Here is a 25102-nt window from a genome sequence, read left to right on the forward strand (position 1 = left end):
TCGCTCAGGCATCCATGGAGGTGAGATGCGTGGCGATTGCCGTGTCGATGGTTGTCAGTTCGTCCGTACCAAGGGTGATCTCGCCGGCACGGGCATTGTCGAGCGCCTGCTGGGCGTTGCGTGCGCCGCAAAGCGCGAAGGTGATGCCGGGCTGCGCCAGCGTCCAGGCGATGACGACCTGGGCCATCGACGCCTTGTGCCGTTCGGCGACAGGGGCGATGGCCTGCTTCAGGTTCGCCACCTTCTGCCGATTGGCGGACGAGAAGCGCGGGTTGCCCTTGCGCTGGTCGTCGCCGGTGAATTCGCGCGACGGGTCGATCATCCCGGTCAGCAGGCCGAGCGCCAGCGACGAATAGCTGAGCGTCGCGACCTCGTTGCGGCGGGTGATCCGCAAAAGGCTCGCCTCGATCGATCGATCGATCATCGAATAGCGTTCCTGGATCGCATCGATCTGGCCAGCGGCGACATATTGCTCGAGGTCATCGGTGCTGACGTTGGAAGCGCCGATGGCACGGATTTTCCCTTCCGCCTTGAGCTTTTCGAGCGCTGCCATGGTGTCGGCGATCGGCGTCGTCGGGTCCTGCCAGTGGGTGATGTAGAGGTCGATGTAGTCGGTGCCGAGGCGGCGCAGGCTCTGCTCGATCTCATGGGCGATGCCGTCGGCGCCGAGATAGCGGTGCACTGGCTTGCCATCCTGGTCGAAGAAGTGGTTGCCTTTGCCGGAGTGCCAATTGAGCCCGCATTTGGTGGCAATCACCACCTTGTCACGCTTGCCCTTGATCGCCTTGCCGACAATCTCCTCGCTGCGGCCAAGGCCGTAGGCGGGAGCTGTGTCGATCAGGCTGACGCCTGCCTCGATGGAAGCTTCGATGGCTCGGATGGAGGCCTGCTCGTCGGTGCCGCCCCACATCCATCCGCCTATCGCCCAGGTGCCGAGGCCTACGGCCGATGCGGAGACGCCGGAACGGCCGATTAAGCGTTGGATGTGTCGGGAGCTCATGCTGCCTCCTGTTCGGCAAGGTCGAAAATCTGGAGGCTGGTCGCCTCGTCGGTGACGATGGTGTCGAGATGGTTGCCGCGCATCGCACTCAGGATCGGTGCTGCCTTGCTCGGGCCGCTGGCGATGCCGATCGAACGCGGGATGGTGGCGAATTCGTCGAGCGTCAGCGACACCAGCGAGCGGTTAAGCGCGTAGCTGCAAAGCTTGCCGTTGCGGTCGATCAAGTGGGCGAGCAATTCGCCCGAGGCGCCTGACTGCTCGATGGCCCGGCGGTCGGCGCTCGATGAGGGATGCAGGTCATAATAGCTGGAGTCGTCGCTCAGGATCGAACCGATGCCGACAACCGCGACATCGGCCTCGCGCGCCTTGCGGAAGACGTCGGCGACCGAGCGTACGCCCATCAGCATTTCGCGCTGCTCGGGCGTGTCGGCAAACAGCGGCGCATGCACCTGGTAGGCGCGGCCGCCGAGCTTGTCGGCCATCAGCGATGCGACGTGGTTGACGTCGGTGTAGTGCTTGCCCTGGACCAGGCCGGTCGCCGGGATGACCTCGACGTCGTAGCGGCGATCAGGCCTCAACCCTGCGACAAGCGCGCTGACGCCCTTGCCGCCGGTGATCGAAATGGTGTCGCCGTCCTTGATGGTATCGAGCAGCAAGCGGGCTGCCGCTTCGCCGACCCGCTGCAAGGCGGTCTGCGGATTGTCCGACACCGAAGGCACGACGACGGCGCGCTCGATGCCGCCGAGTGCGACGAGACGCGTCTCGATGTCGACGAGATGGTCGATCGGCGACTTGATCTTGATCTCGACGAGGCCGAGCTGGTGGCCGCGCTTGATCAGGCGGTTGACGGTGGCGTGCGAGATGCCAAGTTCCCTTGCGATCTCGGCCTGGGTCTTGCCCTCGACATAATGGAGCACAAGGGCCTGATGCATCTGGCGGACGGTCGCAATGTCGTCGCGGGTGTTCGGGGGTGCCATGATGTTGTCTCGTCTTATGCTCAGGACTTCTTGCGGTGCAGGAAGTGGTCGATGGAGACGGCGGCAAGCAGTATGCAACCCTTGATCATGTCCTGCCAGTAAACAGACACGTCGAGCAGGATCAGCGAACTGGTGACCACCGAGAGCAGGGCCATGCCGAGGATGGCGCCGAAGATGGTGCCGGAGCCGCCATTGAGCGAGGCGCCGCCGATCACGGCAGCCGCGATGATGTTGAGCTCCATGCCGGCGCCGAAGGTGGGCGTCGCGGCTCCAAATCTCGCCATGTAGATGACGCCGGCAAAGCCAGCGAGGGTCGAGCACAGCACCGTCACCCAGAACTTCACCTGCTTGGTCTTGATGCCCGAGAACTGCGCCGCCTTCTCGTTGGAGCCGGTGTAGAACACCTTGCGGAAGGCGGTGGCGCGGCGCAGCAGGAAGTCGAAGATCGCAACCACGACGACGAAGATGATGATGACATAGGGCAGGCCATGGAAGCTGCCCTGGCCGACCGCCTTGAAGGCCGGCGGCAGAGTGAACAACGACAGCGGCGTGCCCTTGGTGATGACCAGGCACAGGCCGCGCACGATGACCATCGCGGCAAGCGAGGTGATGAAGTGGTTGAGCCCGACCACGGTGACGAAGAAGCCCATGGCAGCGCCGATCAGGGCGCTGACGCCGATACCGATCAGGCTCGCGGTCCAAGGGTCGAGCCCGGCCAAGAACAGAGCGCCCGAGACCACCATCGAGAAGCACACCACCGAGCCGACCGATAGATCGATGCCGCCGACGATGAGCAGGATGGTCATGCCGACGACGACGATGCCCTCGATCGAGAAGCTCATCAGCATGGCGCGGAAATTGCCCCATGTCAGGAAATGCGGCGAGGCGAAGCTCATGGCTATGCACAGTGCCAGGATGATGACGATCAGGCCGGCTTCGCGCATCGAGGCGAGACGGGCGAAGTTGATGCGCCGCGCGCCATCCGCCTTGATTTCGGCATGCATCAGGGTTTCTCCCGCTTCCCTAGGCGACATTTTGGGCCTGCTTTTCTTGATTTGAAGAATTCCGGACGCCCGAGGCGAGCATGATGATGGCTTCCTCGCCAAGCTCGTCGGCGCCGAGTTCACCGGCGATCTTGCCTTCGCGCACCACCATGACGCGGTCGCACAGGCCGATCAGTTCCGGCAGCTCCGACGAGATGACGATGATGCCCGTGCTTTTGGCGGCAAGCTGGCGCAGCAGGCGATGGATCTCGACCTTGGCGCCGACGTCGATGCCGCGCGTCGGCTCGTCCATGATGATGACTTTCGGGTCGATCGAGAGCTGCTTGGCGATCGCCACCTTCTGCTGGTTGCCGCCGCTGAGCGTCGACACCCTCGCGTCGATGCCGGCCATACGCACGCCGAGCTGCCTGGTGAGGTCGCTCGCCTGGCGGTCCTCCGCCTTGCGGTCGAGCATGCCGAGCGAACCGGTCAGCTTGCCGAGGTCGAGTGCGGAGACATTCGCCGCGATCGGCATGTCGAGGAACACGCCCGAACCCTTGCGGTCTTCCGAGAGGTAGACGAGGCCGGCCTTGACGGCATCGCTGTAGCTGCGGATGTGAAGTGCCTTACCGTCGAGCGTGACTGTGCCCGACGCTGCTGGCCTCAGGCCGCAGATGGTTTGCGCTATTTCGCTGCGGCCGGCCCCGATCAGGCCGCCGATGCCGAGGATTTCGCCGGCGTGCAGCTCGAGATTGACACCGCTGAAGCGATCACCGTCCGAAAGGCCTTCGACCGAGAGCAGCAGGCGACCGGGTTCCTGCGGCGCCAGCTTGTCGGGATAGAGCTGGGTGATCTCGCGGCCGACCATCTTGCGCACGACGTCGTCGGGTGAACTCTGGGCGATGGGGTCGGTGGCGACGTAGTGGCCGTCGCGGAAGACGGTGACGCGGTCGCAGAGCGAAAAGATCTCGGCCATGCGATGGCTGATATAGACCACCGAAATGCCGCGATCCCTTAGGCCGCGGACGATGGCAAACAGCCGCTGCGCTTCGCTCTCGGTCAGGGCTGCAGTGGGTTCGTCGAGCATCAGCACCTTGCAGTCGAGCGTCAGCGCCTTGGCGATCTCGACGAGCTGCTGGTTGGAAATGGACAGGTCGGCGACCCTGGTGCGCACCGGAATGGGCGCGAGCAGGTCCATGACTTTCTGCGCTTCGGCATAGAGCCGGTTGAAATTCATCAGTGGCGCGCGTCGGGCATTGATCGCCGCCATGTAGATGTTTTCGGCCACCGTCGCGTCCTGGCACAGCGCGATCTCCTGGTGGACGAGCGCGATACCGAGGCGCTGGGCTGCCGAAGGCGAGGGGATCGAAACGCGGGTGCCATCGATCAGGATTTCACCGTGGTCTGGCTGCAGCACGCCGGCGATCATGTTCATGAGCGTCGACTTGCCAGCACCATTTTCGCCGCACAGCGCATGGATTTCGCCGCGCTTGAGCTCGAAACGCACGTCGCTCAGCGCCTTGACCGGGCCGAAGGCCTTGGACAGGCCGCGTATTTCAAGAATGGGCGTCTCGGTCACGCCATGCTCCTGCGATGGGCGCTGCGAATGGGAAGGGGACATGATGCCCCCTTCCGGGGTTTGTGCCGCGAGGGCAGGGTTCGAGCTTATTCTTCGATGCCCTTGGTGCCACGACGCTTGAGATACTTGTCCCAATAGAAGTCGTCGGCGTTTTCGGCAGTCACGATGGAAAAGCCGTTGTCGACGAAGGGCACGCTCATGCCGTTGGCGCCCGAACGCTTGGTGTCGTTCATCGGGTCGATGAGCTCGGGATGCTTGGCCAGCCACAGGAGCATGAAGCCCATATAGCCCTGCATGCCCTGGTTGGGGTTGACCGAGCCGTAGATCTCGCCGGCCTTGATCATGTCGAGGATCTTGGCGTTGACGTCGGCCAGCATGACCTTGATCTTGCCGCCGCCTTCCTTTGCTGCCTGGGCAGCACCGATCGCCGAATTGGCTTCCGGCATGAACACGGCACCGAGGTCGGGATGCGCCTGGGCGAGGGAGAGCACGGCCTGGTAGGCCTTGGTCGGGTCCTGGTTCGAGGCGGCGCGACCGACCAGCTTCATGTCGGGCCACTTGGCTTCCATGCGGGCGATGAAGGCCGAGATGCGCTTGTCGTGATTGTCCTGGCCGGGGTTTTCCAGCACGGCATACTCGCCCTTGCCGTCCATCGCCTTGGCGACCGCGTCGGCGGCGTAGGTGCCTTCGGCGAGATTGTCCGAAGTGATGAAAGAGACGCGCTTGGAGTTGGGCGAGTCTGCCGCGAAGGTGACGACGGCGGTGCCCTGCTCGATGGCGCGGTTGATCGGCTCGATGAACGGATCGGAGTTCATCGGGTGGACAAGGATGCCGGCCGGCTTCTGCGCGAGCGCCTGGTCAAAGGTGGCGATCTGCTTGTTGACGTCGTATTCGGGCGTGCCGGTGTATTCAGTCTCGCAACCGAACTGCTGCCCGGCCTGCTTGAACATCTCGTAGACCGGGAACCAGTATTCGACGCCCGAGACCATGACGTTCATGACGTATTTCTCACCCGGCTCGCACTTGAACGGGTTGGCGGTTTCGGCAAGCGCCTGGGTCGAAGCCAAACAGGTCGACGCAGCCGCCGCGATTGCGAGCGTGCTCAGAAATTTGCGCAAGTTTCCTCCCTTGGCCGAAGCCATCCTCAATGACCGTCGCGGCCGCCCAAAGCGCCGCTATGTGGATTGATTGCCGCCGAACTTCCTCCCGAAGCCGACGATCTGGAGATTACAGGCTTACAATCATGAGTCAATAAAATTCATATAGTGAAATATATTTCAGCCAGGACGTCAACTGGTGGTCCGTCACGACGAGGGGACGAAGTGGATCAGAAGGCCGGCGTCGATGCCTCCATCTGCGAGCGATCAGCAATTGAAGTCGGATCGTCATGCCGGTGAGGCCGAATGCTGGGTATTTCGAAGTGTTTCGTGAAGCTCAGAACTTTTTCTGCTGCAAGATTTTTTGAGATTTACATATCGACTTGACATCAGCTTTGACGGCGATAGTTTGCCGCCGTCATGGTCTTCCATCCCCAGGGGTGGAAGCTAAGAGGGAATCCGGTGTGAAACCGGAGCTGACCCGCAACTGTAAGCGGTGAGCCGATCGCCCCTATGTCACTGGCATTTACGTGCCGGGAAGACGGGCGAATAGGGCTACGACCCGCGAGCCAGGAGACCTGCCTGACAGAGTGAGATTCCGTGGTCGGGGTGTGCCACAGGAGTGACGGTCCCAGTTCGAAAGTCCGCATGCGGCTTTCGTCGGGCCGCATTTCCGCAGCCTCGTCCCTTGCAGGTGGAGGTTTGGCAGGATGCGCGGCGATGCTGGGAAGATCAGGTTCCCCAACAAGATTTCTGACCAAAGCAGAGACGCCTTCTGCGTGCTCGGCCTTGGCCAATTCGCCTCGTCGGCGCGGCAGCCGTTGAGAAACTGATCTCCCCCAGACGCGCCCTGACCTCGGGATTTCTGGTTATCGGCACCCACATCACATATGGAGAGACCATGAAAATCAGACAGTTAGCCTTCTGGCTCGTGCTGGCCGTCGCGGCGGCGATAGGTATCGTGCCGTCAGCGGCCGAAACCTTCACCGACGATGCCGGTCGCAAGGTAGAGCTGGAGCTTCCGATCGATCGGGCGGTCATCTTCAACCGCTATGCCGTCGAGTTTGCCCGCGCTGTCGGTGCCATCGACAAGGTTGTCGGCGTTGACGCGAGCACGATGCGCGACCCGGCCTACTGGCCCCAGTTCAAGGAGAGCGACATCGTCGGGCAGGGCCAGACCCAGCCCAACTATGAAGCGATCGTGGCGCTCAAGCCCGATGTGGTGATCATTCCGCGCAACGGCGTCTACGAGGAAGCGGCGCGCCAGCTCGAGGCTTTTGGCATTCCCGTCCTGGTGGTCACGGCCTGGGATACGCTCCAGCACGTGCAGAACGTAACGCTGTTTGGGCAGCTTTTCGGCAAGAAGGAAAAGGCCGATGCGCTGAACGCTTACTACACGCGTTACATGGATCTACTGGCGGAGCGCCTGAAGGGCGTCGAGCGAAAGAAGATCTATCTTGAAGAGGTTCGTGACCTGGTGACGGTCACACCCGGCTCCGGCTGGCACGACATGATCGAGGCAGGCGGCGGCATCAATGTCTTCGGCGATATCGATATCAAGAAGGAGCCGTCTTCGCGCGGCAACGAAAACAGCTTCACCATCGATCCTGAAGAGATCATCGCGCGCAAGCCGGATCTGGTCATCAAGCTGCAGCCGGGTTCCTACCAGACGATCCCCGAAGCCAAGTTCGTGGAAGGCTGGAAAGGCATCGTCGCCCGCGAGGAGATTTCAGGTACGCCAGCGGGGCAGGCCGGCAACGTTCGCCTGATCAACTACTACCTTGCCGGCGGCTCGTCCAAGGTCACCGGTGCCCTGCAGGTCGCCAAATGGCTCTACCCCGAGCTGTTTGCCGACGTCGACCCGGAAGCGGCGATGAAGGAATGGATCGAAACCTTCCAGGGACTGCCGTTCGAAGGACGCATGACCTACCAGGCACCGCTGTGAACTGACGATCGACGCGCCGCTGCCTGTATCTTCGGCGGCGGCGTACCCGGCACCAAAAACTGAGGTGAGCCTCCATGGAAGTCGCGACAACTGCCGGCGTGCCAAATGGCCATGCCGTGCAAGGCACCGCTCGGCGATACCTGCAAGCCGGGCGCTGGCGGCTGGCGATTGTCTTGTTGTCTCTGCTAGGGCTTTTCGTCCTGGCGGGGGCGGTGGCTGTCATGGGCATATCGCAAACGGGCATGGCGACCTTGCTCGCGGTCGTCGTGGAGAAAATCTCCTTCGGCCTCGTTCCAGCCAACGCCGATCCCCAACAGGCCCGGGTGCTGCTCCATCTGCGCTTGCCGCGCGTTGTCATGGCGATCGTCGCCGGCGGTTCGTTGGCCTTTGCCGGCGTTCTGATGCAGGCGATCACGCGCAATCCGCTGGTCAGCCCCTACACGATCGGCGTCTCATCGGCGGCGGCATTTGGCGCTTCGGTCGCCATCATGTTCGGCGTCGGGTTCAGCGCAGCCGGGCTGTATTTCGTGCCGTTGACCGCTTTCCTGTTCGCGCTCGGCTGTGCCGCCCTGGTGTTTTCCATGGCCTGGCTGCGCGGCATGGGCGCCCAGACCATGGTGCTCACCGGCATTGCGCTGATGTACCTGTTCAGCGCGATGACAGCCGCCGTGCAGTTCGTCGCCACGCAGGAGCAACTGGCGCGCGTCGTCCACTGGACCTTCGGCAGCCTCAACGGCATCGGTTGGGACGCGGTGGTAGTTGCCGGCCTTGCGCTGCTCGTCGCTCTGCCGCTCGCCCAGGCCAAAGCCTGGCAGTTCAACGCGCTGACGAGCGCCGGCGACGATGTTTCCCGGTCGCTCGGCATCAACGTCGCGATGCTACGAGGTCTCGCCGTCGTTCTCTCGGTGGTGGTTTCTGCCGTCGTCATCAGCTTCACCGGGGTCATCGGTTTTGTCGGCCTTATTGGACCGCATGTCGGACGCCTGATCATCGGCAGCGACCACCGCTATCTCATACCGTTCGCCTCGATTTGCGGTGCGGCCCTGCTGCTGCTCGCCGACACTGTCGGGCGGATGGTTTTCAGCCCAACGGTCATTCCCGTAGGCATTGTTGTCGCCTTCGTCGGCGTACCGCTTTTCCTCCACCTCATCTTGTCGCGCCGCTCGGAGTATTTTTCATGAGCGCCCACCTTTCGATCGAAAATGTCTGCTTCGGCTACGGTGCGCGACAGGTTTTGCGCAACGTCTCCGTCGAACTGAAGAAGGGAGACATTCTCGGCCTGATCGGGCCGAACGGTGCCGGCAAGTCGACACTGATCCGGATCGTGCTTGGGCTTTCCACGCCCTCGTCAGGCCGCACGCTTCTGGACGGCGTCAATATCGGGACAATGATGCCGAAACTACGCGCGCGCCGGATCGCCTATGTGCCGCAATCGTCGCCGCTCAGTTTTCCGGCCACTGTTTTCGAGACCTGCCTTCTCGGCCGCACGCCACATATGGGTTCGACCCCGAGCCGTAAGGACCTCAGCCTCGTAGAGGAGATGCTGGCAAGGTTGAGGCTTGAGGATTTCGCGTTTCGCCCGATGTCGGAACTCAGCGGCGGCGAGCGCCAGCGGGTGATGCTGGCACGCGCCCTGGCGCAGGAAACCGATGTGCTGGTGCTCGATGAACCGACAAGTGCGCTGGACATAGGCAACCAGCTTTTCACGCTTCGGGTGGTGGCCGAGATCGCCCGGGAGAGGGGCGTGACGGCCCTTGTCGCAATACACGACCTGTCGCTTGCCGCCCGGTTTTCAGACAGCTTGCTGCTGCTCGACAAGGGCGTGGTGGTGAGCCACGGCGACTGGAAAAGTACGCTCACGGAAGAAGTCGTTCGCAAGGTCTATGGTGTGGATGTCGAAGTTGGCCTTTTAAGGGGTGTCCCCGTGTTCTCACCGCACGAGTTGGCCTGATGCGGCTGGACATTGCGGGGTTTGCCCGGGCAAGCCGCACAGATAGCCATGAGCTCATGCTTGGCCTTTGCGAAAAGATCGACCGCCTGGGCTTTGACGGTATCTGGTTCAACGAGTTTCACTTCCAGAATCCGCCACAGGCTTATCCATCGACACTGATGCTTGCGTCGGCGATATTTGCCCGCACGCGCCGCCTGCGGGTGGGGACCTCAATCGTGGTCACGCCGCTCTATCATCCATACCTGCTCGCTGAAGAGGTTGCGCAACTGCACTGGCAGAGCGCTGGCCGTTTCGATCTCGGCATTGGCCGCGGCACGCATCCGGCGACGCTCAATTCATTGGGTATCGCCGCCGAAACCACCCGGGATCGCTTCGAGCAGTCCTACCGGATCATGAGCGAAGCCTGGTCCACAGGTGCCATCATCAATGGAGGTTCGTGCTGGCCGGCATCGGACATTCCAGTGGGGCCATTGCTCGGCGACGAGAGCGTGCCTGTCTATGTCGCGGGAACCTCGCGCGACACGCTGGGCTTTGCCGCGCGTGAAGGATTGCCGCTGCTGCTTAGCCTCGATCCACCGGAGGCGGCGCAGATCGCTACCTATCGCGGAATCATCGAGGAGGAAGGCCACGGCTGCAGACTGCAGGCCTCGTCGCTGTCCCGCTACGTCTGCATCGCGCGAACGACTGCGCTCGCCATGGCCAAGCTCGACGAGCTCATCCCGCGCCTGCACGAACGCCGTCTGAAGTCGGCGCGGGCTGCCGGGCGCCCGACAGATCAGATATTGTTGCCCGACCGGCAGACCGCCATGTCCCGGCAGATTATCGCCGGCTCGCCCGAGGATTGCGTCGCGCAATTGAACGCGCTTGCCGAAAGCACTGGTATCGAAGCCGTGCGGCTGGTCTTCAACGGCAATGGCATCTTGGACATGCAGGCGGCCATCGCCGACATGGAACTCTTCGCCGGTGAGGTGCTGCCGGTGCTGGTGCGCCGCCCTGTGGCAACTGCCTGAAATTGCTCAGGCGGCCTTTTCGGCTTCGTCGGCCCGGCCGGCCTTGCGCGCGACCGCCCAGCCAAGACAGGCCGCGGCAAGCAGCACGAGCGCTGCGAGGTAGAAGGCGAGGCCGGGGTAAGGCATGGGTGTGCCTTCGCTCAGCGTCCAGGCGTAGACCGCACCGAAGAACAGCGGCGAGGCGACGCCGGCAATGCTGGCCACGCTCATGTTGGCGCCTTGCAACTGGCCCTGCTCGGATTCCGAGACACGCTGGGTCATCAGCGACTGGGTCGTGGGCATGGCAAGGCCCCACAAGGCGTTGGGGATCATGGCCAGCGTGAACCAGAGGCCGGTAGGCGCCCAGCCCATGCAGGCGATGCCGACAGCACCGCCGAACAGGCCGAACACCATGGTGGCGCGGTCGCCGAAGCGCTTGACGACAGGGCCGACGATCAGGCCCTGCACGATCATGTCGAGCACGCCCACCAATGCCAGCAAGGTGCCGACCTCCCAGGCGTGCCAGTTGTAACGGTAGGCGGCATAAAGCACGAATACCGCCGAGAAGACGTGATGGGCGAAATGCAGCAGGAAGGTCACTGCGGCCAGCCCGGTCAGTTCGGGGTGCGAGCGCAACAGCATCATCGCGCCAAAAGGGTTTGCCCGGCGCCAGGAGAACTCCATGCGCTTTTCGCGTGGCAGCGATTCCGGCAGCACGAAGGCGCCATAGAGAAAGGCGAGCGTGCTCATTGCCGCAGCGACCCAGAACGGTGCGCGCGGCGAAATTTCGCCGAGGAAGCCGCCCATCAGCGGGCCAGCGACAAAGCCGGCGCTGAAGGCAGCGCCGATGAGGCCATAGGCGCGGGCGCGACCTTCCGGCGGGGTGATGTCGGCCATGTAGGCAAAGACGGTGGTGAAGCTCGACGAGGTTATGCCGGCAACGATGCGCCCGAGCGCCAGCCACCACAGGTTGGGCGCCAGCGCCATCAGCACGTAGTCGGCGGCAAGGCCTGCGGTAGACAAAAGGATCACCGGCCGGCGGCCATAGCGATCCGAAAGCGAGCCGATGATCGGCGAGCAGACGAACTGCATGAAGGCCCAGAGGGCGACGAAGACACCGTTGATCCAGCCGGCATCGGCGTTCGACCCGGCGAACTCTTCGATCAGCGAAGGCAGAACGGGAATGATGATGCCCATCGCCACGATGTCGAGAACGGCGGTGACAAAAATGAAGGCGATCGCCGCCTGGCGACGCGAACCTGATATCGACATGATGCTGGCCTCGGTGGAAGAGCCTTATAAAACAAGGCGGCATGCGATCCACTCGCTATCGGCTATATTACCAAAACCTACTGACATTGTGTCACAGGCAGGCAAGCAGTGACCCAAGCCTTCCCGCTCCGGGGCCGTCGGCCTACAAATACGGTCGGATTCAAGACATGGGCGCCGCGCGCCAAGTACTACAAGACGCTGAACAAGGAGCCCGCCATGCTGCGCAAGACGAATTTCTTCATCGACGGAAAATGGGTCGCGCCGACGGCGACGAGGGAGCTCGAGGTGATCAACCCGGCTGACGAGCAGCCCTTTGCCGTCATCTCGCTGGGCTCGGCCGCGGATGTCGACAAGGCGGTAGCGGCAGCACAGCGCGCTTTTCCGGCATGGAGCGTGACCAGCCGCGAAGAGCGCCTGGCGCTGCTTGAAAAACTGCTCGCCGCCTACAACGGACGCATGCGCGACATGGCCAATGCAATCTCGTGGGAAATGGGCGCCCCGATGAAGCTCGCGCTCGAATCCCAGGCTGCTTGCGGCGCCGGCCATATCGAAAGCTTCATCGAGGTGCTGAAGGGCTTCGAATTCGAGGAGCCGCTCAACAAGCAAAATCCGCAGGAGCGTATCGTGCGCGAGCCGATTGGCGTCTGCGGGCTGATCACGCCGTGGAACTGGCCGATGAACCAGGTGACGCTGAAGGTGGTGCCGGCGCTAGCCGCCGGCTGTACAGTCGTGCTCAAGCCATCCGAGATCGCGCCGATATCCTCGGTCGTCTTTGCCGAGATGATGGAAGAGGCAGGCTTCCCGGCCGGGGTGTTCAACATGGTCAATGGCGACGGGCCGACCGTGGGCGAGGCCATGTCGCGCCATCCCGGCATCGACATGATGTCGTTCACCGGTTCGACGAGGGCCGGCGTGGCAGTGACCAAGGCGGCATCGGAGACGGTCAAGCGCGTGGCGCTGGAGCTCGGCGGCAAGTCGCCCAACATCGTCTTCGACGACGTTGACCTTGCCGACGCGGTGACGCGCGGGCTGGCGCATTGTTTCGAGAACACCGGCCAGTCCTGCAACGCGCCGACACGCATGCTGGTGCAGCGGCCTGTCTACGACAAGGCCGTCGACATCGCAGCGAAGTACGCTGCCGGCGTCAAGGTCGGCAATCCGGCCGAGGTGGGGGATCATATCGGCCCGCTGTCGTCCGACGTGCAGTTCGACAAGGTCCAGGGCTTGATCGATGTTGCGATCAAGGAGGGCGCGCGCGTCGTTGCAGGCGGGCTTGGCCGTCCCGAGGGTTTCAACCGTGGCTATTATGTCAGGCCAACGGTCTTTGCCGACGTCAACAACGGCATGCGCATTGCGCGCGAGGAGGTGTTCGGACCGGTGCTGGCGATGATCCCGTTCGAGACCGAGGAAGAGGCGATCGCGATTGCCAACGACACGCCTTACGGCCTGTCGGCCTATGTCCAGTCGGGAGACAAGGCGCGCGCCCAGCGCGTGGCGCGCAGGCTGCGTGCCGGCATGGTGCAGATCAACGGTGCCGACCGTCCCTATGGCAGCCCCTTCGGCGGCTACAAGCAGTCGGGCCTCGGTCGCGAAGGCGGCAAGTGGGGGCTCGAGGACTTCTTGGAGGTCAAGGCGATCAGCGGCTTCGGGGAAGGGCTTGGCTGATCTTCTGCGCCAATCCGTTGCAGTAAGCCCCTCTCCGACACGGTGGAGCCGTGATGGAGAGGGGGCTGTTTCCGCGCGGTGAGGGGACCAGGCGCCGACGCTGCTATCCCTCGTTCCGCCTCAGGTAATCCTCAGCGATCTCACGCATCCTTGGCCCGTCGATGCTGTCGGCATGGCCGCCATGGGTGACCCGCACGGGCAACTTCAGGAGCCGTCGCATCGTTGCGCAGTAGGGTATGCGGTCGGAATCGGGCATGTCGTCGATGAGCACACCGCCGTGGATGGCGTCGCCGCTGAACAGCGTTCCGTCCTGCCCGTCAAAAAGGCCAATCGAGCCTGGCGAATGGCCTGGCAGATGCAGCACATGGAACGCCCTGTCGCCAAGGTCGATCACGTCGCCCTCATCGAGCAGGCGGTGAAGCGGCGCGGGTTCGATCGCGTAGTCCATCGATTTCCAACCGGGATAGGGCAGCTCGGATACCGCGCCTGGAAGATCGCGGAACATGTAAGCGTAGGTCGCAGCATCGGGCATGGTTGCGAAGGCTTCCGCCTCGATGCGCGGGCCGGCGCGCCAGGAAAATTCATGCAGCGAGCCGACATGGTCGAGATGGACGTGCGTTGCCACTGCAAGCAGCGGCTTACCGGGCGTCGTTTCAATTTCGGGCGCGAGCGGGCAGATGCCCATGCCGGTGTCGACCAGCAGATCGTGATCGCGCCCGCGCACCAGCCACATGTTCGCGCGGCAGTAGTCGGTGACGAAGGGCTCGGTCAGCATCGTCGTGCGACCATCGACGGTGGTCTTGCTAAACCAGCCGGGACGGGGCTTCAAACGAAGGGCCTGCCGATCTTGAAGCGGCCCGGCACCAGTCGCCTTAGGTAGTCCATGCCCTTTTCCGACAGATGATTGACGTCGGGCAGCATGAAATCATCGGGCATGTGCCGGGTCTTGCCAGCGACATTGGCGAGCGGCACGAGCTTGAGCACCGTCTTGCCGCCTTCATACTTCAGCGCCACCGAGCCACCGCCCTTGTCGGCCGCATCGATCGCGAAGACGCCGGCGTCGAAGGCTTCCTGCGCATCGACCGCGTTGACCGCGCCGATATAGCCACGTGGCATGTAGCCTAGCGCGTCTACGCGAGCGCGCTTGCCCGGCAGCCCTTCGGCCAGTGCGTTTTCGAAAGCGCGGCTCAGGTCGCTGCCTGACAGCTTGATGTTGCCATGCGCGTCGCGTTCGAGCTTGTCGGCGGGCACGATGCTCTCGACCAGCGCCTTGCCGTCGGCGGTAGTGACGCCTTCGGAGACGGCGACGACGCAACGGCGATGACGCGCCAGGGTGGCCTTCACCTCATCGATGAAACGCGGCACCGAAAAGGCGCGCTCGGGCACGTAGATCAGGTGCGGCCCGTCGGTGTCGTCGTCGCGCCAGGCGGCGGCTGCGGCGGTCAGGAAGCCGGCGTGGCGGCCCATGACGATGCCGACATAAATGCCCGGCAAGGCGCGGAAATCGAGGTCGACGCTGAGAAAGGCGCCGGCGACGAATTCGGCGGCGGAGATGAAGCCCGGCGTGTGGTCGTTTTCCTCGAGATCGTTGTCGATGGTCTTGGGCGCGTGCACGAAGGCCATGGCGCCCTTGGCGGCGTCGGTCAGGATTTGCTGGGTGCCGGCGGTGTCGTTGCCGCCAATATAGATGAAGGCCTGCGCGTCGGCTTTCTTCAGGCCTTCCAGGATGACGTCGCAATAGGCGGCGTCGGGCTTGTCGCGCGTGCTGCCGAGTGCTGCTCCGGGCGTCGCGGCGACACGCAAAAGCTGTTCTTCCGGGATATCGGTCAGGTCGACATAGTCGCCGTCACGAATGCCGCGCACGCCGTGGCGCGAGCCGAGAATGCGGGCCTTGGGATGGCGCCGGCGGATTTCGAGCACGGCACCCGCCATCGTCTGGTTGATCACGGCGGTGGGTCCGCCGCCTTGCGCGATCACGAATGTAGAAGGCATGGATGGTGTCCTCCCGGTGCCATTTTCTAGAACATGCGCCCTTGAGGGGAGCGGACGCAATGGGAGATTCTTGGTCTTCGGCCGGAGCCGGAGTTCGCGCCAGCCGGTTAGCTGACGACGATGGGCGTCTTGCCGTTGACGCGGCTGTACAGGTCGATGACGTCCTGGTTGATCATGCGCACGCAACCCGACGACATGGCCTGTCCGATGGTCCACCATTCGGGCGAACCGTGGACGCGATAACCGGTGTCCTGGCCGTCCTTGTAGATGTAGAGCGCACGCGCGCCGAGCGGGTTGTCGAGGCCACCGGGCTGGCCACCGGCCCACTTCACGAGTTCCGGCTTGCGTGCGATCATTACGCGTGGTGGCGTCCATGTCGGCCACTTCTTGCCGTACTGGATGTTGGCGCGGCCATTCCACAAGAAGCCGTCTCGGCCGATGCCGACGCCGTAGCGGATGGCGTCGCCGCCCGGCTGCACGAGGTAGAGATAGCGCTCCTGCAAGCGCACCACGATTGTTCCGGGCGCTTCACCGGTCGGATCGACGACGATCTGGCGGCGGAACTTCGGATCGACCTTGGCGAACGGGATCTCGGGCAACTGGTAGCCTTCGTCGGTGAAGGAGGCATACATCAGTTCGGGACGGGTGACCTGCTTGTCGACGCTGATCTGCGGCCGGATCGAGCCTGTCGTGGTGGTGTCGAGCCCCATCGCCGGCATGTCGAACTCCATGCTGCGGCTGCAGCCGGCCACGAGGCCGACAGCCCCCAGGCCAAAAAGCACGTTGCGGCGCGAGGCGAGTTTCGGGGCGCGATCAGTCAGGTCGAGCTTGGAGGGGGCAGGCGATTTCGACACGGCACAATTCCACTGTAAACGCGGGGCGGCCAGATACCGGGTTGGCCCGGCTGGATAGCTCGCATTTTCGCCATTCATGGTTGAAAAAGCATGAATGCCGACTGCGCTGCGTTAAGGGCTTTACTTCGGCACGGCGGCGGAGCTTGATCCCTTTTCCAACGAGGGAGAGTTTGCATGTCGTTTGAAAGCTGGGCCGCCTTTGCCGCTGCGTCCGCGGTGCTGCTTGTCATTCCGGGGCCGACCATTCTGCTGGTTGTATCCTACGCGCTCGGCCAAGGCTGGCGCACGGCGCTGCCGATGGCGGTTGGCGTGGCGCTCGGCGATTTCACCGCAATGACCTTGTCCATGCTCGGCATCGGCGCGTTGCTTGCAGCTTCGGCTACTGTGTTCACCATTCTGAAGTGGATCGGCGCCGCCTACCTCATCTATCTCGGCGTCAAGCTTTTCCGGGCCGGCGGGGCGCTTGACGCCAAGCCGCGGACGGATGCCGCCTCGGCAGCGAAGATGATGGCGCATGCCTGGATCGTGACCGCGCTTAACCCCAAGAGCATCACGTTCTTCGTCGCCTTCCTGCCGCAATTCCTCGACCGCAACGGCGATTTCTGGACCCAGATGCTGGTCTTCGAACTGACCTTCCTGACGCTCGCCTTCGCCAATGCCTTCGGTTATGCGCTGGTCGCAGCGAGGGCCCGCAGCGTGGTCGCCAATCCACGCGCCATCCGCATCTTCAACCGTACCGGCGGCACTTTGCTGGTCGGTGCCGGTATTGCCGCCGCCGCAGTTCGCACCGGGCACTGAGGTTGATGCGGTGGTGAGGGATCGGCTCGGTCTCGCGCTTTCAGGCACTGGCGATGATGCCTTGGTGCATTTCGAACGCGGCGTGAGCGAACTGCAGCGCTTCGTCGGAGATCCGGTCGGCTCGGCCAATGCCGCGATTGCAGCCGAGCCCGATTTCGTCATGGCGCATGTGCTGAAAGGCTGGCTCTATGGCCTTTCGACCGAGCGCGAGGCAATGGGCGTGGCCCGAGAGTGCCACGCCACGGCGGCGGGGCTGGCAGCGACCCCGAGGGAAAAGGCCCATGTCGAAGCTCTTGGCCGCCTCGCCAATGGCCATTGGCATGACGCGGGCCGCGTCCTTGCAGAACTGACCATCGAATACCCCCGCGATGCGCTGGCGCTGCAGGCCGGCCACCAGATCGACTTCTTCACCGGCGATGCGCGCATGCTGCGCGACCGCGTGGCCCGCGCGCTGCCGGCGTGGAGTGCCGCCATGCCGGGGTATCACGCGATCCTGGGCATGCAGGCCTTCGGCTTCGAGGAAATGGGCGAGTATGCCCGTGCCGAGGCGCTGGGACGCGAGGCGGTCGGCCTGGAGCCGCGCGACGGCTGGGCCCAGCATGCGGTGGCGCATGTCATGGAGATGCAAAGCCGCCAGAGCGACGGCATCGCCTGGATGCGCGCCAATACCGATGCCTGGACGAAGGAAAGCTTTCTCCAGGTCCACAACTGGTGGCACCTGGCGCTGTTTCACTACGATCTGGGCGAGACCGAAGAGGTGCTCGCACTGTTCGACGGGCCTATCTACGGGGCGCGCTCGACCGTGGCGCTCAACATGGTCGATGCCTCGGCAATCCTTTGGCGGCTGCATCTCGGGGGCGTCGATGTCGGTGACCGCTGGGCCAGCCTGGCAGCGAACTGGGCGCCGAAAGCCACCGCCGGCAACTACGCCTTCAACGATGCGCATGCGATGATGGCCTTCGTCGGCACCGGGCTCCAAGTGCCGGCCAGTGAATTGCTCGACGTGCAGCGCGAGGCGATTGACCGCGACGACGACAATGCCACCTTCACGCGCGACGTCGGCCATCCGGTTTCGCTGGCGATCAAGGCATTCGGCGAGGGGTGCTATGGCGAGACAGTGCGGCTGCTCCAACCGGTGCGCGCCATTGCCCATCGCTTCGGCGGCAGTCATGCCCAACGCGACGTCATCGACTTGACGCTGATCGAGGCGGCATTGCGCTCGGGCGACGACGCACTGGCGGTGCGACTTGCGACCGAACGCTATCATGCGCGTCCGGCAAGCCCGCTATCGGCTCTGTTCGTCGAGCGCTCGGCAATTCTCGCCCATGGCTAGATCGAGATCGCAGGACGACGGTACGGGGCTGGATTTATTTTTTGCGAGTTCCGAAATAAATATCGACCCGGCACCGGAATGTTTGCTAAGAAGCGACGTCCGTCGGAGGAACGGGCCAATGGCCTTGCAGTTTTCAGGTCGTTGCCAGTGAATTGAGAGGAGGGGCGCGCATTGCGTCCGCGTCGCTCGTTCGGGAGGAATGGCATGTATCTCGGGCTCGATCTCGGCACGTCAGGCGTCAAGGCGCTGTTGATCGACGCCGACCAGAATGTCATCGGCTCCGGCCACGGCGCGCTCGACGTTTCGAGGCCGCATCCTGGCTGGTCCGAGCAGGACCCGGCCGAGTGGATCCGCGCCACTGAAGACGCCATTGCCGAGCTCAAGGTTGCTAAACCCAGGGAACTCGCTGCCGTTCGTGGCATCGGCCTGTCGGGCCAGATGCATGGCGCGACGCTGCTCGACGCGGGTGGCAATGTGTTGCGCCCCTGCATCTTGTGGAACGACACGCGCAGCCATGCCGAGGCCGCAAGGCTCGACGCCGATCCGCGCTTCCGCAAGATCACCGGCAATATCGTCTTTCCCGGGTTCACCGCGCCCAAGCTCGCCTGGGTGAAGGCCAACGAGCCGGCGATCTTCGCCAAGGTCGCCAAAGTGCTCCTGCCAAAGGACTTTCTCCGGTTCTGGCTGAGCGGCGAGCATATCTCCGAAATGTCGGACTCGGCCGGCACGGCATGGCTCGACGTTGCGGCGCGGCGCTGGTCGCCGGAGCTTTTGGCCGCGACCGATCTCGATGAAAGTCATATGCCGCAGCTGGTCGAAGGCACCGACCGTGGCGGGCAATTGCGCGATGAACTGGCGGCCAAATGGGGAATGGCACCTTCAGTCGTGATCGCGGGCGGAGCAGGCGACAACGCCGCTTCGGCTTGCGGCATGGGTACTGTCCGGCCCGGCTCCGCCTTCGTTTCGCTCGGCACGTCAGGCGTGCTGTTTGCCGCCAACGGTGCGTATCTGCCGAATCCTGAAAGTGCCGTACACACCTTCTGTCACGCGCTGCCCAATGCCTGGCACCAGATGGGCGTGATCCTGTCGGCGACGGATTCGCTCAACTGGCTGAGCAACATCACCGGCAAGAGTGCCGTCGAACTGACCGGTGAGCTTGGTGGCGAACTGCGCGCGCCCTCCGGTGTCAGCTTCCTGCCTTATCTCTCTGGCGAGCGGACGCCTTACAATGATGCGGCGATCCGTGGTTCGTTCACCGGTCTTGCCCACGAAATCGAACGTGCCGGGCTAACGCAAGCAGTTCTCGAAGGCGTGGCCTTCGCCTTCCGCGACAGCCTTGAGGCGCTTGCCAAGGCTGGCACCAAGCTGGAACGCGTCACTGCAATCGGCGGTGGCTCGCGCTCGCGCTACTGGCTGAAGGCGATTGCCACCGCGTTGGGCGTACCCGTCGACATTCCGGCCGACGGCGACTTTGGCGCGGCTTTCGGTGCTGCGCGCCTTGGCCTGATCGCGGCGGAGGGCGGCGACCCCTACGATGTCTGCACTCCGCCCATGACCGCCGAAACCATTGAGCCCGTTACGGCGCTCTCCGGTGCCTATGATGAGGCCTATCGGCGCTATCGCAGGCTTTACCCCGCCATCAAAGGCGCGACAGATGATGCGGCCTGAGCCCATTGGAAGGGATGCCGGCCTATGCCGGCACCTTGTCGAGGAAGCCGGTCACCCGGCCCAACCTGCCATTTTCGATGATGCCGAAATCGGAGCCTTCGATCACTGCTTCGGCACCTTCGGGACCAAGGCCCCAGGAAAAGCGGACATGATCGCCAAATCCGTCGGCTTTGCCCTTGAGCGTGAAGCGGAAGCCGGGGAACTGGCTGTGGACGCCTGCTATCAGCGCGTCGATTCCGCCATGGCCGTCGCCCTGCATGATCGGGTCGCGATAGGTTATGCCGGACGTGAAGGCGGCCTCGATGCGTGCCTTGCGGACGCCGGCGTCGGTTTCGTTCCAGGCTGCGATGTAGGCTTCGGCGATGGCGTTGTGGTCGGTCATTTCTGCTCTCCGTCGGGTTGGTCTTTGTTGACGCGATCCTTGTCGCAGCAGTCCCGACTGGAACCAATTACCGCTGAGGTAATCGAATTCGGAATTTCGCACGCCGCCCCTGAATGGGCGATTATCGGCACTCACTGAAAGGAGTTCCCCTATGAGCACCGGCTATTTCGGCGACATCAAGCCCGTCAAATATGAAGGCCCCAGCAGCACCAACCCGCTGGCCTACCGGCACTACAATGCCGACGAGGTGGTGCTCGGCAAGCGCCTCGAAGATCATCTGCGATTTGCCGTCGCCTACTGGCACACCTTCGCATGGCCGGGTGGCGACCCTTTCGGCGGCCAGACATTCGAACGGCCCTGGTTCGGGGAAACGATGGAGAACGCCAAGCTGAAGGCCGACGTCGCCTTCGAGCTGTTTTCGCTGCTAGGTGTTCCCTACTACTGCTTCCACGACGCCGATGTGCGGCCCGAGGGTGCCAACTTCTCCGAGAGTGCCAAGCGCCTGGACGAGATCGCGGACTATTTCGAAGCCAAGATGGCCAAGACCGGCGTCAAGCTGCTTTGGGGAACGGCGAACCTGTTCTCCAACCGCCGCTTCATGGCAGGTGCCGCCACCAATCCCGATCCGGATGTCTTCGCCTACGCGGCAGCGACGGTGAAGCACTGCATCGACGTCACCAAGCGGCTGAACGGCGAGAACTACGTGCTGTGGGGCGGCCGCGAGGGCTACGAGACGCTGCTCAACACCGACATGGGCCGCGAACTCGACCAGATGGGCCGCTTCCTCAATCTGGTCGTCGACTACAAGCACCGCATCGGATTCACCGGTACGATCCTGATCGAGCCCAAGCCGCAGGAGCCGACCAAGCACCAGTATGACTACGACGTCGCCACCGTCTACGGCTTCCTCCGCAAGTACGGGCTGGAGAACGAGGTGAAGGTCAATATCGAGCAGGGTCACGCCATCCTTGCCGGCCACTCCTTCGAGCACGAACTGGCGACCGCCAATGCGCTCGGTATCTTCGGGTCGATCGACATGAACCGCAACGACTACCAGTCGGGCTGGGATACCGACCAGTTCCCCAACAATGTGCCTGAGATGGCGCTGGCCTATTATCAGGTTTTGCTCGGCGGCGGCTTCAAGACGGGCGGCACCAATTTCGATGCCAAGCTGCGCCGCCAGTCGCTCGACCCCGAGGATCTGCTGATCGCTCATGTCGGGGGCATGGATGCCTGCGCGCGCGGCCTCAAGGCGGCGGCGAAGATGATCGAGGACAAGGCGCTGTCGGGCCCGCTGGACGCTCGCTATGCCGGCTGGAATTCGGCCGAAGCCAAGGCGATGCTGGCGGGCGAGCGCACGCTGGAAGACATCTCCGCCCGCGTCATCAAGGACAAGATCGAGCCGCAGCCGAAGTCGGGCCGGCAGGAGTATCTGGAGAACGTCGTCAACCGCTACGTCTGATGCCTCAACCAGCCGGCGAGGGGGAATCAGCAGTTCCCCCTTGCCGTCGTATTGCCTCTTTCTCGCCCTCAAGACGCCCGTCGAATCAGTGACTTACGGCGCATGAGACGGGAACAAAAGACTTTCACCAAAGATACACATGACCCTGCGATCGATGCCCTGCTGAACAAGGCTGAGGCGGTTTCGTTCGTCGACAGGCTGATGGCGCTGCCGCCGCCGCTGGAGCCGGAGCTGTCCGACGAGTGGACCCGCGCGGTCGCATCACGCCTTGAAGCGGTACTGGCGCAGAGCATGCGGACGCATATCGACCACGACAGCCGCGATGCGGCCTGATACCCATAGCGTGGTTTGACGCGCGGAGCGTGGTCCGCCATGCTCGCGCGATGATACGCGCGGTGCTGCTCGATCTTTCGGGCGTCGTCTATGACGGCGATACGCCGATACCAGGCGCGGTAGAGGCTGTGGAGCGATTGCGGTCGCAAGGCCTGGCCGTTCGCTTCGTCAGCAACACGACGCGCTCGCCGCACCGGGCGATCGTCGCGCAACTGGCTGGCCTTGGCGTTACCGTCGGTCGCGATGAGTTGTTCACGCCGGCGCGCGCCGCGGCCGACTGGCTCACTCGCGAGGGCTGCGTGCCCGACCTTCTGGTGCATCCAGATCTCGTGCCCGAATTCGCCGGCAACAAGTTCGGCGCCAGGAGGGCTGTTGTGGTCGGCGATGCCGCCGACGCCTTCACCTATGCCGCCATGAACGCTGCATTCCGGCAACTTATCGACGGCGCCGCGTTTCTCGCGCTTGCGGTCAACCGCACCTTCAAGGATGCCGATGGCGGGCTCAGCCTCGATGCGGGCGCCTTCGTTGCGGCACTCGAATTCGCTGCCGGCAAGCAGGCGACGGTGCTGGGCAAACCGTCGCGCGACTTCTTCCATGCGGCATTGTCCGGTGTGGACTGCGCGCCGGGGCAGGCGGTCATGGTCGGCGACGATGCGGAAAGCGATGTGGCCGGGGCGTTACGCGCAGGCATCGGATCGGCCCTCCTGGTGAGAACCGGCAAGTATCGCGCCGGCGACGAAAGCCGGTTCGCGCCGCATCCGACTGCGATCGTAAACGACCTGGCGGCAGCGGTTGACTGGATCCTTGACCATCGTGGCTAACTCCGGCGCATCCTGACCGGAGCGGTTCCGAAGGCGCGGGAAAAGCTGCGCGAGAAGGCTGCCGCGGAGGAAAAGCCGGTGCGCTCGGCGACTTCGGCCATGCTGACCTTGGTGTCGATCACCAGACGGCGCGCAGCACTCAGGCGCAGGCGAAGATAATAGGCGCCAGGCGTCTCGCCGATCGAGGCACGAAAGATGCTTTCCAGTGTGCGCGAGGTGACGCCCGAGCGCCTGGCGATCGCGGCTATGGTCAGCGGCTGGTCGACATGGGCTTCCATCAGGCGGATCGACTGGGCGAGGCGCGGGTCGTAGCCGTCGAGCCGCCCCAGTGAAACCAGCGGCTGGGAGTCGGTCGCCGCGCGCGACTGGTCGTAGATGAAAACGCTGGCGACATCGAGAGCCACCGCCATGCCGAGCCGCGACCGCACCAGATGCAGCATCAGGTCGAAGGTTGGCGCCGCACCGCCGCAGGTGAATACGGGCCCGTCGATGATGTAGCGATCAGGCCGCACGTCGATTTCGGGAAAGGCGGTGGAAAAATCCTCCATGTCTTCCCAATGGGTTGTCGCGGAGCGGCCTTCGAGCAATCCCGCCCGGGCCACGAGCCAGGTGCCGGCTTCGACGCCGCCCACCGCACGGGCGTTGCGGGCCGCACGCCGCAGTCCGCCGAGCAGCTTCGAGGTGGCGTAGCCTTGCGTGCCGAAACCGGCGATCACAACGATCACGTCGCTTGTCTCGTCGGCATCGAAGGCACCGCTAACCGCCACAGGCAAGCCGCATGTGGTGATTGCCGGTTCGCCCGACGTCGAGACCAGCCGGAAATCGAATAGCGTCTCGCCGGCTATGCGGTTGGCCGCGCGCAGCGGGTCGATGGCCGAAGCCACACACATGATCGACGCACCGGAGAAAACCAGCATCGTCACCTTGAGCGGTGCGCGTTCGATGCGAAAGATTGTCAGCTTTTCGCTTTTTGCCATTTTGGATTCGTAAAATGCAAATCAGACTTCTGCAAGTCAGGCATGCTCACGGCGGATCTGATTGGGAGGAAGTCCGATGCCACTCGCCATGAACCAGGAAGTGTTCATCACCTGTGCCGTGACTGGCTCCGGCGGAACGCAGGACCGCAGCCCACATGTGCCGCGCTCGCCCAAGCAGATCGCCGAATCCGCCATCGATGCCGCCAAGGCGGGTGCTGCGATCGTTCATTGCCATGTCCGCGACCCCGAAACCGGCAAGCCGCGCCGCGATGTCCATCTCTACCGCGAAGTGACCGAGCGCATTCGCGAGGCAAATGTCGACGTCGTGCTCAACCTCACTGCCGGCATGGGCGGCGACATGGTGTTCGGCTCTCCGGAGGCGCCTTTGCCGCTCAAGCAAGCCGGCACCGACATGGGCGGCGCGTCCGATCGCGTCGAGCATGTGCGCCAGTGCCTGCCGGAAATCTGCACGCTCGATTGCGGTACGATGAACTTCGCCGAAGCCGATTACGTCATGACCAACACACCGGGCATGCTGCGCGCTATGGGTGGCATGATGACGGCTCTGGGGGTCAAACCGGAGATCGAGGCGTTCGATACCGGCCATCTGTGGTTTGCCAAGCAGCTGGTCGAGGAAGGCGTGCTCAAGCCCGATGCGCTGGTGCAGCTGTGCATGGGCGTGCCGTGGGGCGCGCCCGACGACCTCAACACATTCATGGCCATGGTCAACAACGTGCCCTCGAGCTGGAACTGGTCGGCCTTTTCGCTGGGCCGCAACCAGATGGCCTATGCGGCAGCCGCAGTGATCGCCGGTGGCAATGTGCGTGTCGGCCTCGAAGACAATCTCTGGCTCGGCAAGGGCGTTCTCGCCACCAATGCGCAACTGGTCGAGCGCGCAGTGAGCATTGTCGAAAATCTGGGCGCGCGGGTCATCGGGCCTGAGGAGGTGCGCAAGAAGCTCAACCTCGTGAAGCGCGCGCCGCTGGCGGCGTAACCTCTTGGCGATGAAGACAATCGCCCCCAC

At 63.5% G+C, this 25102-nt stretch carries 23 protein-coding genes and 1 riboswitch; of the genes, 12 read left to right on the forward strand and 11 right to left on the reverse strand.

Features of this window, described 5'->3' with window-relative positions:
- Positions 1-4: 4 nt before the first annotated feature.
- The 5 genes from C8K44_RS19790 to C8K44_RS19810 form a co-directional block, all read right to left on the reverse strand.
- Positions 5-1000 carry an aldo/keto reductase gene (locus tag C8K44_RS19790; RefSeq protein WP_109577488.1) on the reverse strand — a complete coding sequence of 332 codons (996 nt, stop codon included), beginning with the start codon at positions 998-1000 and terminating at the stop codon, positions 5-7.
- Positions 997-1977 carry a sugar-binding transcriptional regulator gene (locus C8K44_RS19795; protein WP_109577489.1) on the reverse strand — a complete coding sequence of 327 codons (981 nt, stop codon included), beginning with the start codon at positions 1975-1977 and terminating at the stop codon, positions 997-999. Before C8K44_RS19795 ends, C8K44_RS19790 begins: the two co-directional genes overlap by 4 nt.
- A gap of 20 nt (positions 1978-1997) precedes the next feature.
- Complete coding sequence (locus C8K44_RS19800) at positions 1998-2981, reverse strand: ABC transporter permease (protein WP_109577490.1); 984 nt, start codon at positions 2979-2981, stop codon at positions 1998-2000.
- A gap of 19 nt (positions 2982-3000) precedes the next feature.
- A complete protein-coding gene (locus C8K44_RS19805) occupies positions 3001-4539 on the reverse strand; it encodes a sugar ABC transporter ATP-binding protein (RefSeq protein ID WP_109577559.1) in 1539 nt (512 codons plus the stop codon).
- 86 nt (positions 4540-4625) lie between these two features.
- On the reverse strand, positions 4626-5657 hold the full coding sequence (locus C8K44_RS19810; RefSeq protein WP_109577560.1) for a substrate-binding domain-containing protein: 1032 nt from the start codon (positions 5655-5657) through the stop codon (positions 4626-4628).
- A gap of 383 nt (positions 5658-6040) precedes the next feature.
- Positions 6041-6237: riboswitch (cobalamin riboswitch) on the forward strand.
- Positions 6238-6537: 300 nt separating this feature from the next.
- Here C8K44_RS19810 and C8K44_RS19815 point away from each other — a divergent pair.
- The 4 genes from C8K44_RS19815 (at position 6538) to C8K44_RS19830 (ending at position 10542) form a co-directional block, all read left to right on the forward strand.
- Positions 6538-7581, forward strand: coding sequence for an ABC transporter substrate-binding protein (locus tag C8K44_RS19815; protein WP_109577491.1), 1044 nt, complete (start codon positions 6538-6540; stop codon positions 7579-7581).
- Positions 7582-7655: 74 nt separating this feature from the next.
- Positions 7656-8762 carry an iron ABC transporter permease gene (locus tag C8K44_RS19820; RefSeq protein WP_109577492.1) on the forward strand — a complete coding sequence of 369 codons (1107 nt, stop codon included), beginning with the start codon at positions 7656-7658 and terminating at the stop codon, positions 8760-8762.
- Positions 8759-9532, forward strand: a complete 774-nt coding sequence (locus C8K44_RS19825) for an ABC transporter ATP-binding protein (protein ID WP_109577493.1) — start codon at positions 8759-8761, stop codon at positions 9530-9532. Before C8K44_RS19820 ends, C8K44_RS19825 begins: the two co-directional genes overlap by 4 nt.
- Positions 9532-10542: an LLM class flavin-dependent oxidoreductase gene (locus C8K44_RS19830; protein WP_109577494.1), complete on the forward strand. Its 1011-nt coding sequence runs from the start codon at positions 9532-9534 to the stop codon at positions 10540-10542. The genes C8K44_RS19825 and C8K44_RS19830 overlap by 1 nt, the downstream gene beginning before the upstream one ends.
- Before the next feature lie 6 nt (positions 10543-10548).
- On the opposite strand, the gene C8K44_RS19835 is transcribed toward C8K44_RS19830, so the two are convergent.
- On the reverse strand, positions 10549-11793 hold the full coding sequence (locus C8K44_RS19835; RefSeq protein ID WP_109577495.1) for a TCR/Tet family MFS transporter: 1245 nt from the start codon (positions 11791-11793) through the stop codon (positions 10549-10551).
- Positions 11794-12009: 216 nt separating this feature from the next.
- Here C8K44_RS19835 and C8K44_RS19840 point away from each other — a divergent pair, with 216 nt between their 5' ends.
- A complete protein-coding gene (locus C8K44_RS19840; RefSeq protein ID WP_109577561.1) occupies positions 12010-13458 on the forward strand; it encodes an aldehyde dehydrogenase family protein in 1449 nt (482 codons plus the stop codon).
- A gap of 103 nt (positions 13459-13561) precedes the next feature.
- Here C8K44_RS19840 and C8K44_RS19845 read toward each other — a convergent pair whose 3' ends face one another.
- The 3 genes from C8K44_RS19845 to C8K44_RS19855 form a co-directional block, all read right to left on the reverse strand.
- Positions 13562-14233, reverse strand: coding sequence for an MBL fold metallo-hydrolase (locus tag C8K44_RS19845; RefSeq protein WP_109577562.1), 672 nt, complete (start codon positions 14231-14233; stop codon positions 13562-13564).
- A 50-nt stretch (positions 14234-14283) separates the two neighbouring features.
- The gene (locus C8K44_RS19850) at positions 14284-15450 is read right to left on the reverse strand and encodes a diphosphate--fructose-6-phosphate 1-phosphotransferase (protein ID WP_109577496.1); all 1167 of its coding nucleotides are present in this window, start codon (positions 15448-15450) and stop codon (positions 14284-14286) included.
- A 107-nt stretch (positions 15451-15557) separates the two neighbouring features.
- Positions 15558-16304 carry a L,D-transpeptidase gene (locus C8K44_RS19855; protein WP_245417566.1) on the reverse strand — a complete coding sequence of 249 codons (747 nt, stop codon included), beginning with the start codon at positions 16302-16304 and terminating at the stop codon, positions 15558-15560.
- A gap of 174 nt (positions 16305-16478) precedes the next feature.
- Here C8K44_RS19855 and C8K44_RS19860 point away from each other — a divergent pair, with 174 nt between their 5' ends.
- The 3 genes from C8K44_RS19860 (at position 16479) to xylB (ending at position 20103) form a co-directional block, all read left to right on the forward strand.
- Entirely contained in the window at positions 16479-17102 is a 624-nt protein-coding gene (locus C8K44_RS19860; RefSeq protein ID WP_109577498.1) for a LysE family translocator, read from the forward strand.
- A 13-nt stretch (positions 17103-17115) separates the two neighbouring features.
- Positions 17116-18435 (forward strand): tetratricopeptide repeat protein, encoded by a 1320-nt coding sequence (locus C8K44_RS19865; protein WP_109577563.1) that lies wholly within the window; start codon positions 17116-17118, stop codon positions 18433-18435.
- 204 nt (positions 18436-18639) lie between these two features.
- Positions 18640-20103, forward strand: a complete 1464-nt coding sequence (gene xylB, locus C8K44_RS19870) for a xylulokinase (RefSeq protein ID WP_109577499.1) — start codon at positions 18640-18642, stop codon at positions 20101-20103.
- 22 nt (positions 20104-20125) lie between these two features.
- Here xylB and C8K44_RS19875 read toward each other — a convergent pair whose 3' ends face one another.
- Positions 20126-20485 (reverse strand): nuclear transport factor 2 family protein, encoded by a 360-nt coding sequence (locus C8K44_RS19875; RefSeq protein WP_109577500.1) that lies wholly within the window; start codon positions 20483-20485, stop codon positions 20126-20128.
- A gap of 151 nt (positions 20486-20636) precedes the next feature.
- On the opposite strand from C8K44_RS19875, the gene xylA reads away from it, so the two are divergent.
- From xylA to C8K44_RS19890, 3 genes are all read left to right on the forward strand, one after another.
- On the forward strand, positions 20637-21947 hold the full coding sequence (gene xylA / locus C8K44_RS19880; protein WP_109577501.1) for a xylose isomerase: 1311 nt from the start codon (positions 20637-20639) through the stop codon (positions 21945-21947).
- A 102-nt stretch (positions 21948-22049) separates the two neighbouring features.
- The gene (locus tag C8K44_RS19885) at positions 22050-22280 is read left to right on the forward strand and encodes a hypothetical protein (protein WP_109577502.1); all 231 of its coding nucleotides are present in this window, start codon (positions 22050-22052) and stop codon (positions 22278-22280) included.
- A 29-nt stretch (positions 22281-22309) separates the two neighbouring features.
- A complete protein-coding gene (locus tag C8K44_RS19890; protein WP_348626339.1) occupies positions 22310-23101 on the forward strand; it encodes a TIGR01458 family HAD-type hydrolase in 792 nt (263 codons plus the stop codon).
- Here the strand turns inward: C8K44_RS19890 and C8K44_RS19895 are convergent.
- Positions 23098-24078 (reverse strand): GlxA family transcriptional regulator, encoded by a 981-nt coding sequence (locus C8K44_RS19895; protein WP_109577504.1) that lies wholly within the window; start codon positions 24076-24078, stop codon positions 23098-23100. The two genes, C8K44_RS19890 and C8K44_RS19895, sit on opposite strands and share 4 nt — an antisense overlap.
- Positions 24079-24154: 76 nt before the next feature.
- Here C8K44_RS19895 and C8K44_RS19900 point away from each other — a divergent pair, with 76 nt between their 5' ends.
- Positions 24155-25072 carry a 3-keto-5-aminohexanoate cleavage protein gene (locus C8K44_RS19900; RefSeq protein WP_109577505.1) on the forward strand — a complete coding sequence of 306 codons (918 nt, stop codon included), beginning with the start codon at positions 24155-24157 and terminating at the stop codon, positions 25070-25072.
- Positions 25073-25102: the final 30 nt, after the last annotated feature.

The organism is Aminobacter sp. AP02 (assembly GCF_003148805.1).
GTDB lineage: Bacteria > Pseudomonadota > Alphaproteobacteria > Rhizobiales > Rhizobiaceae > Aminobacter.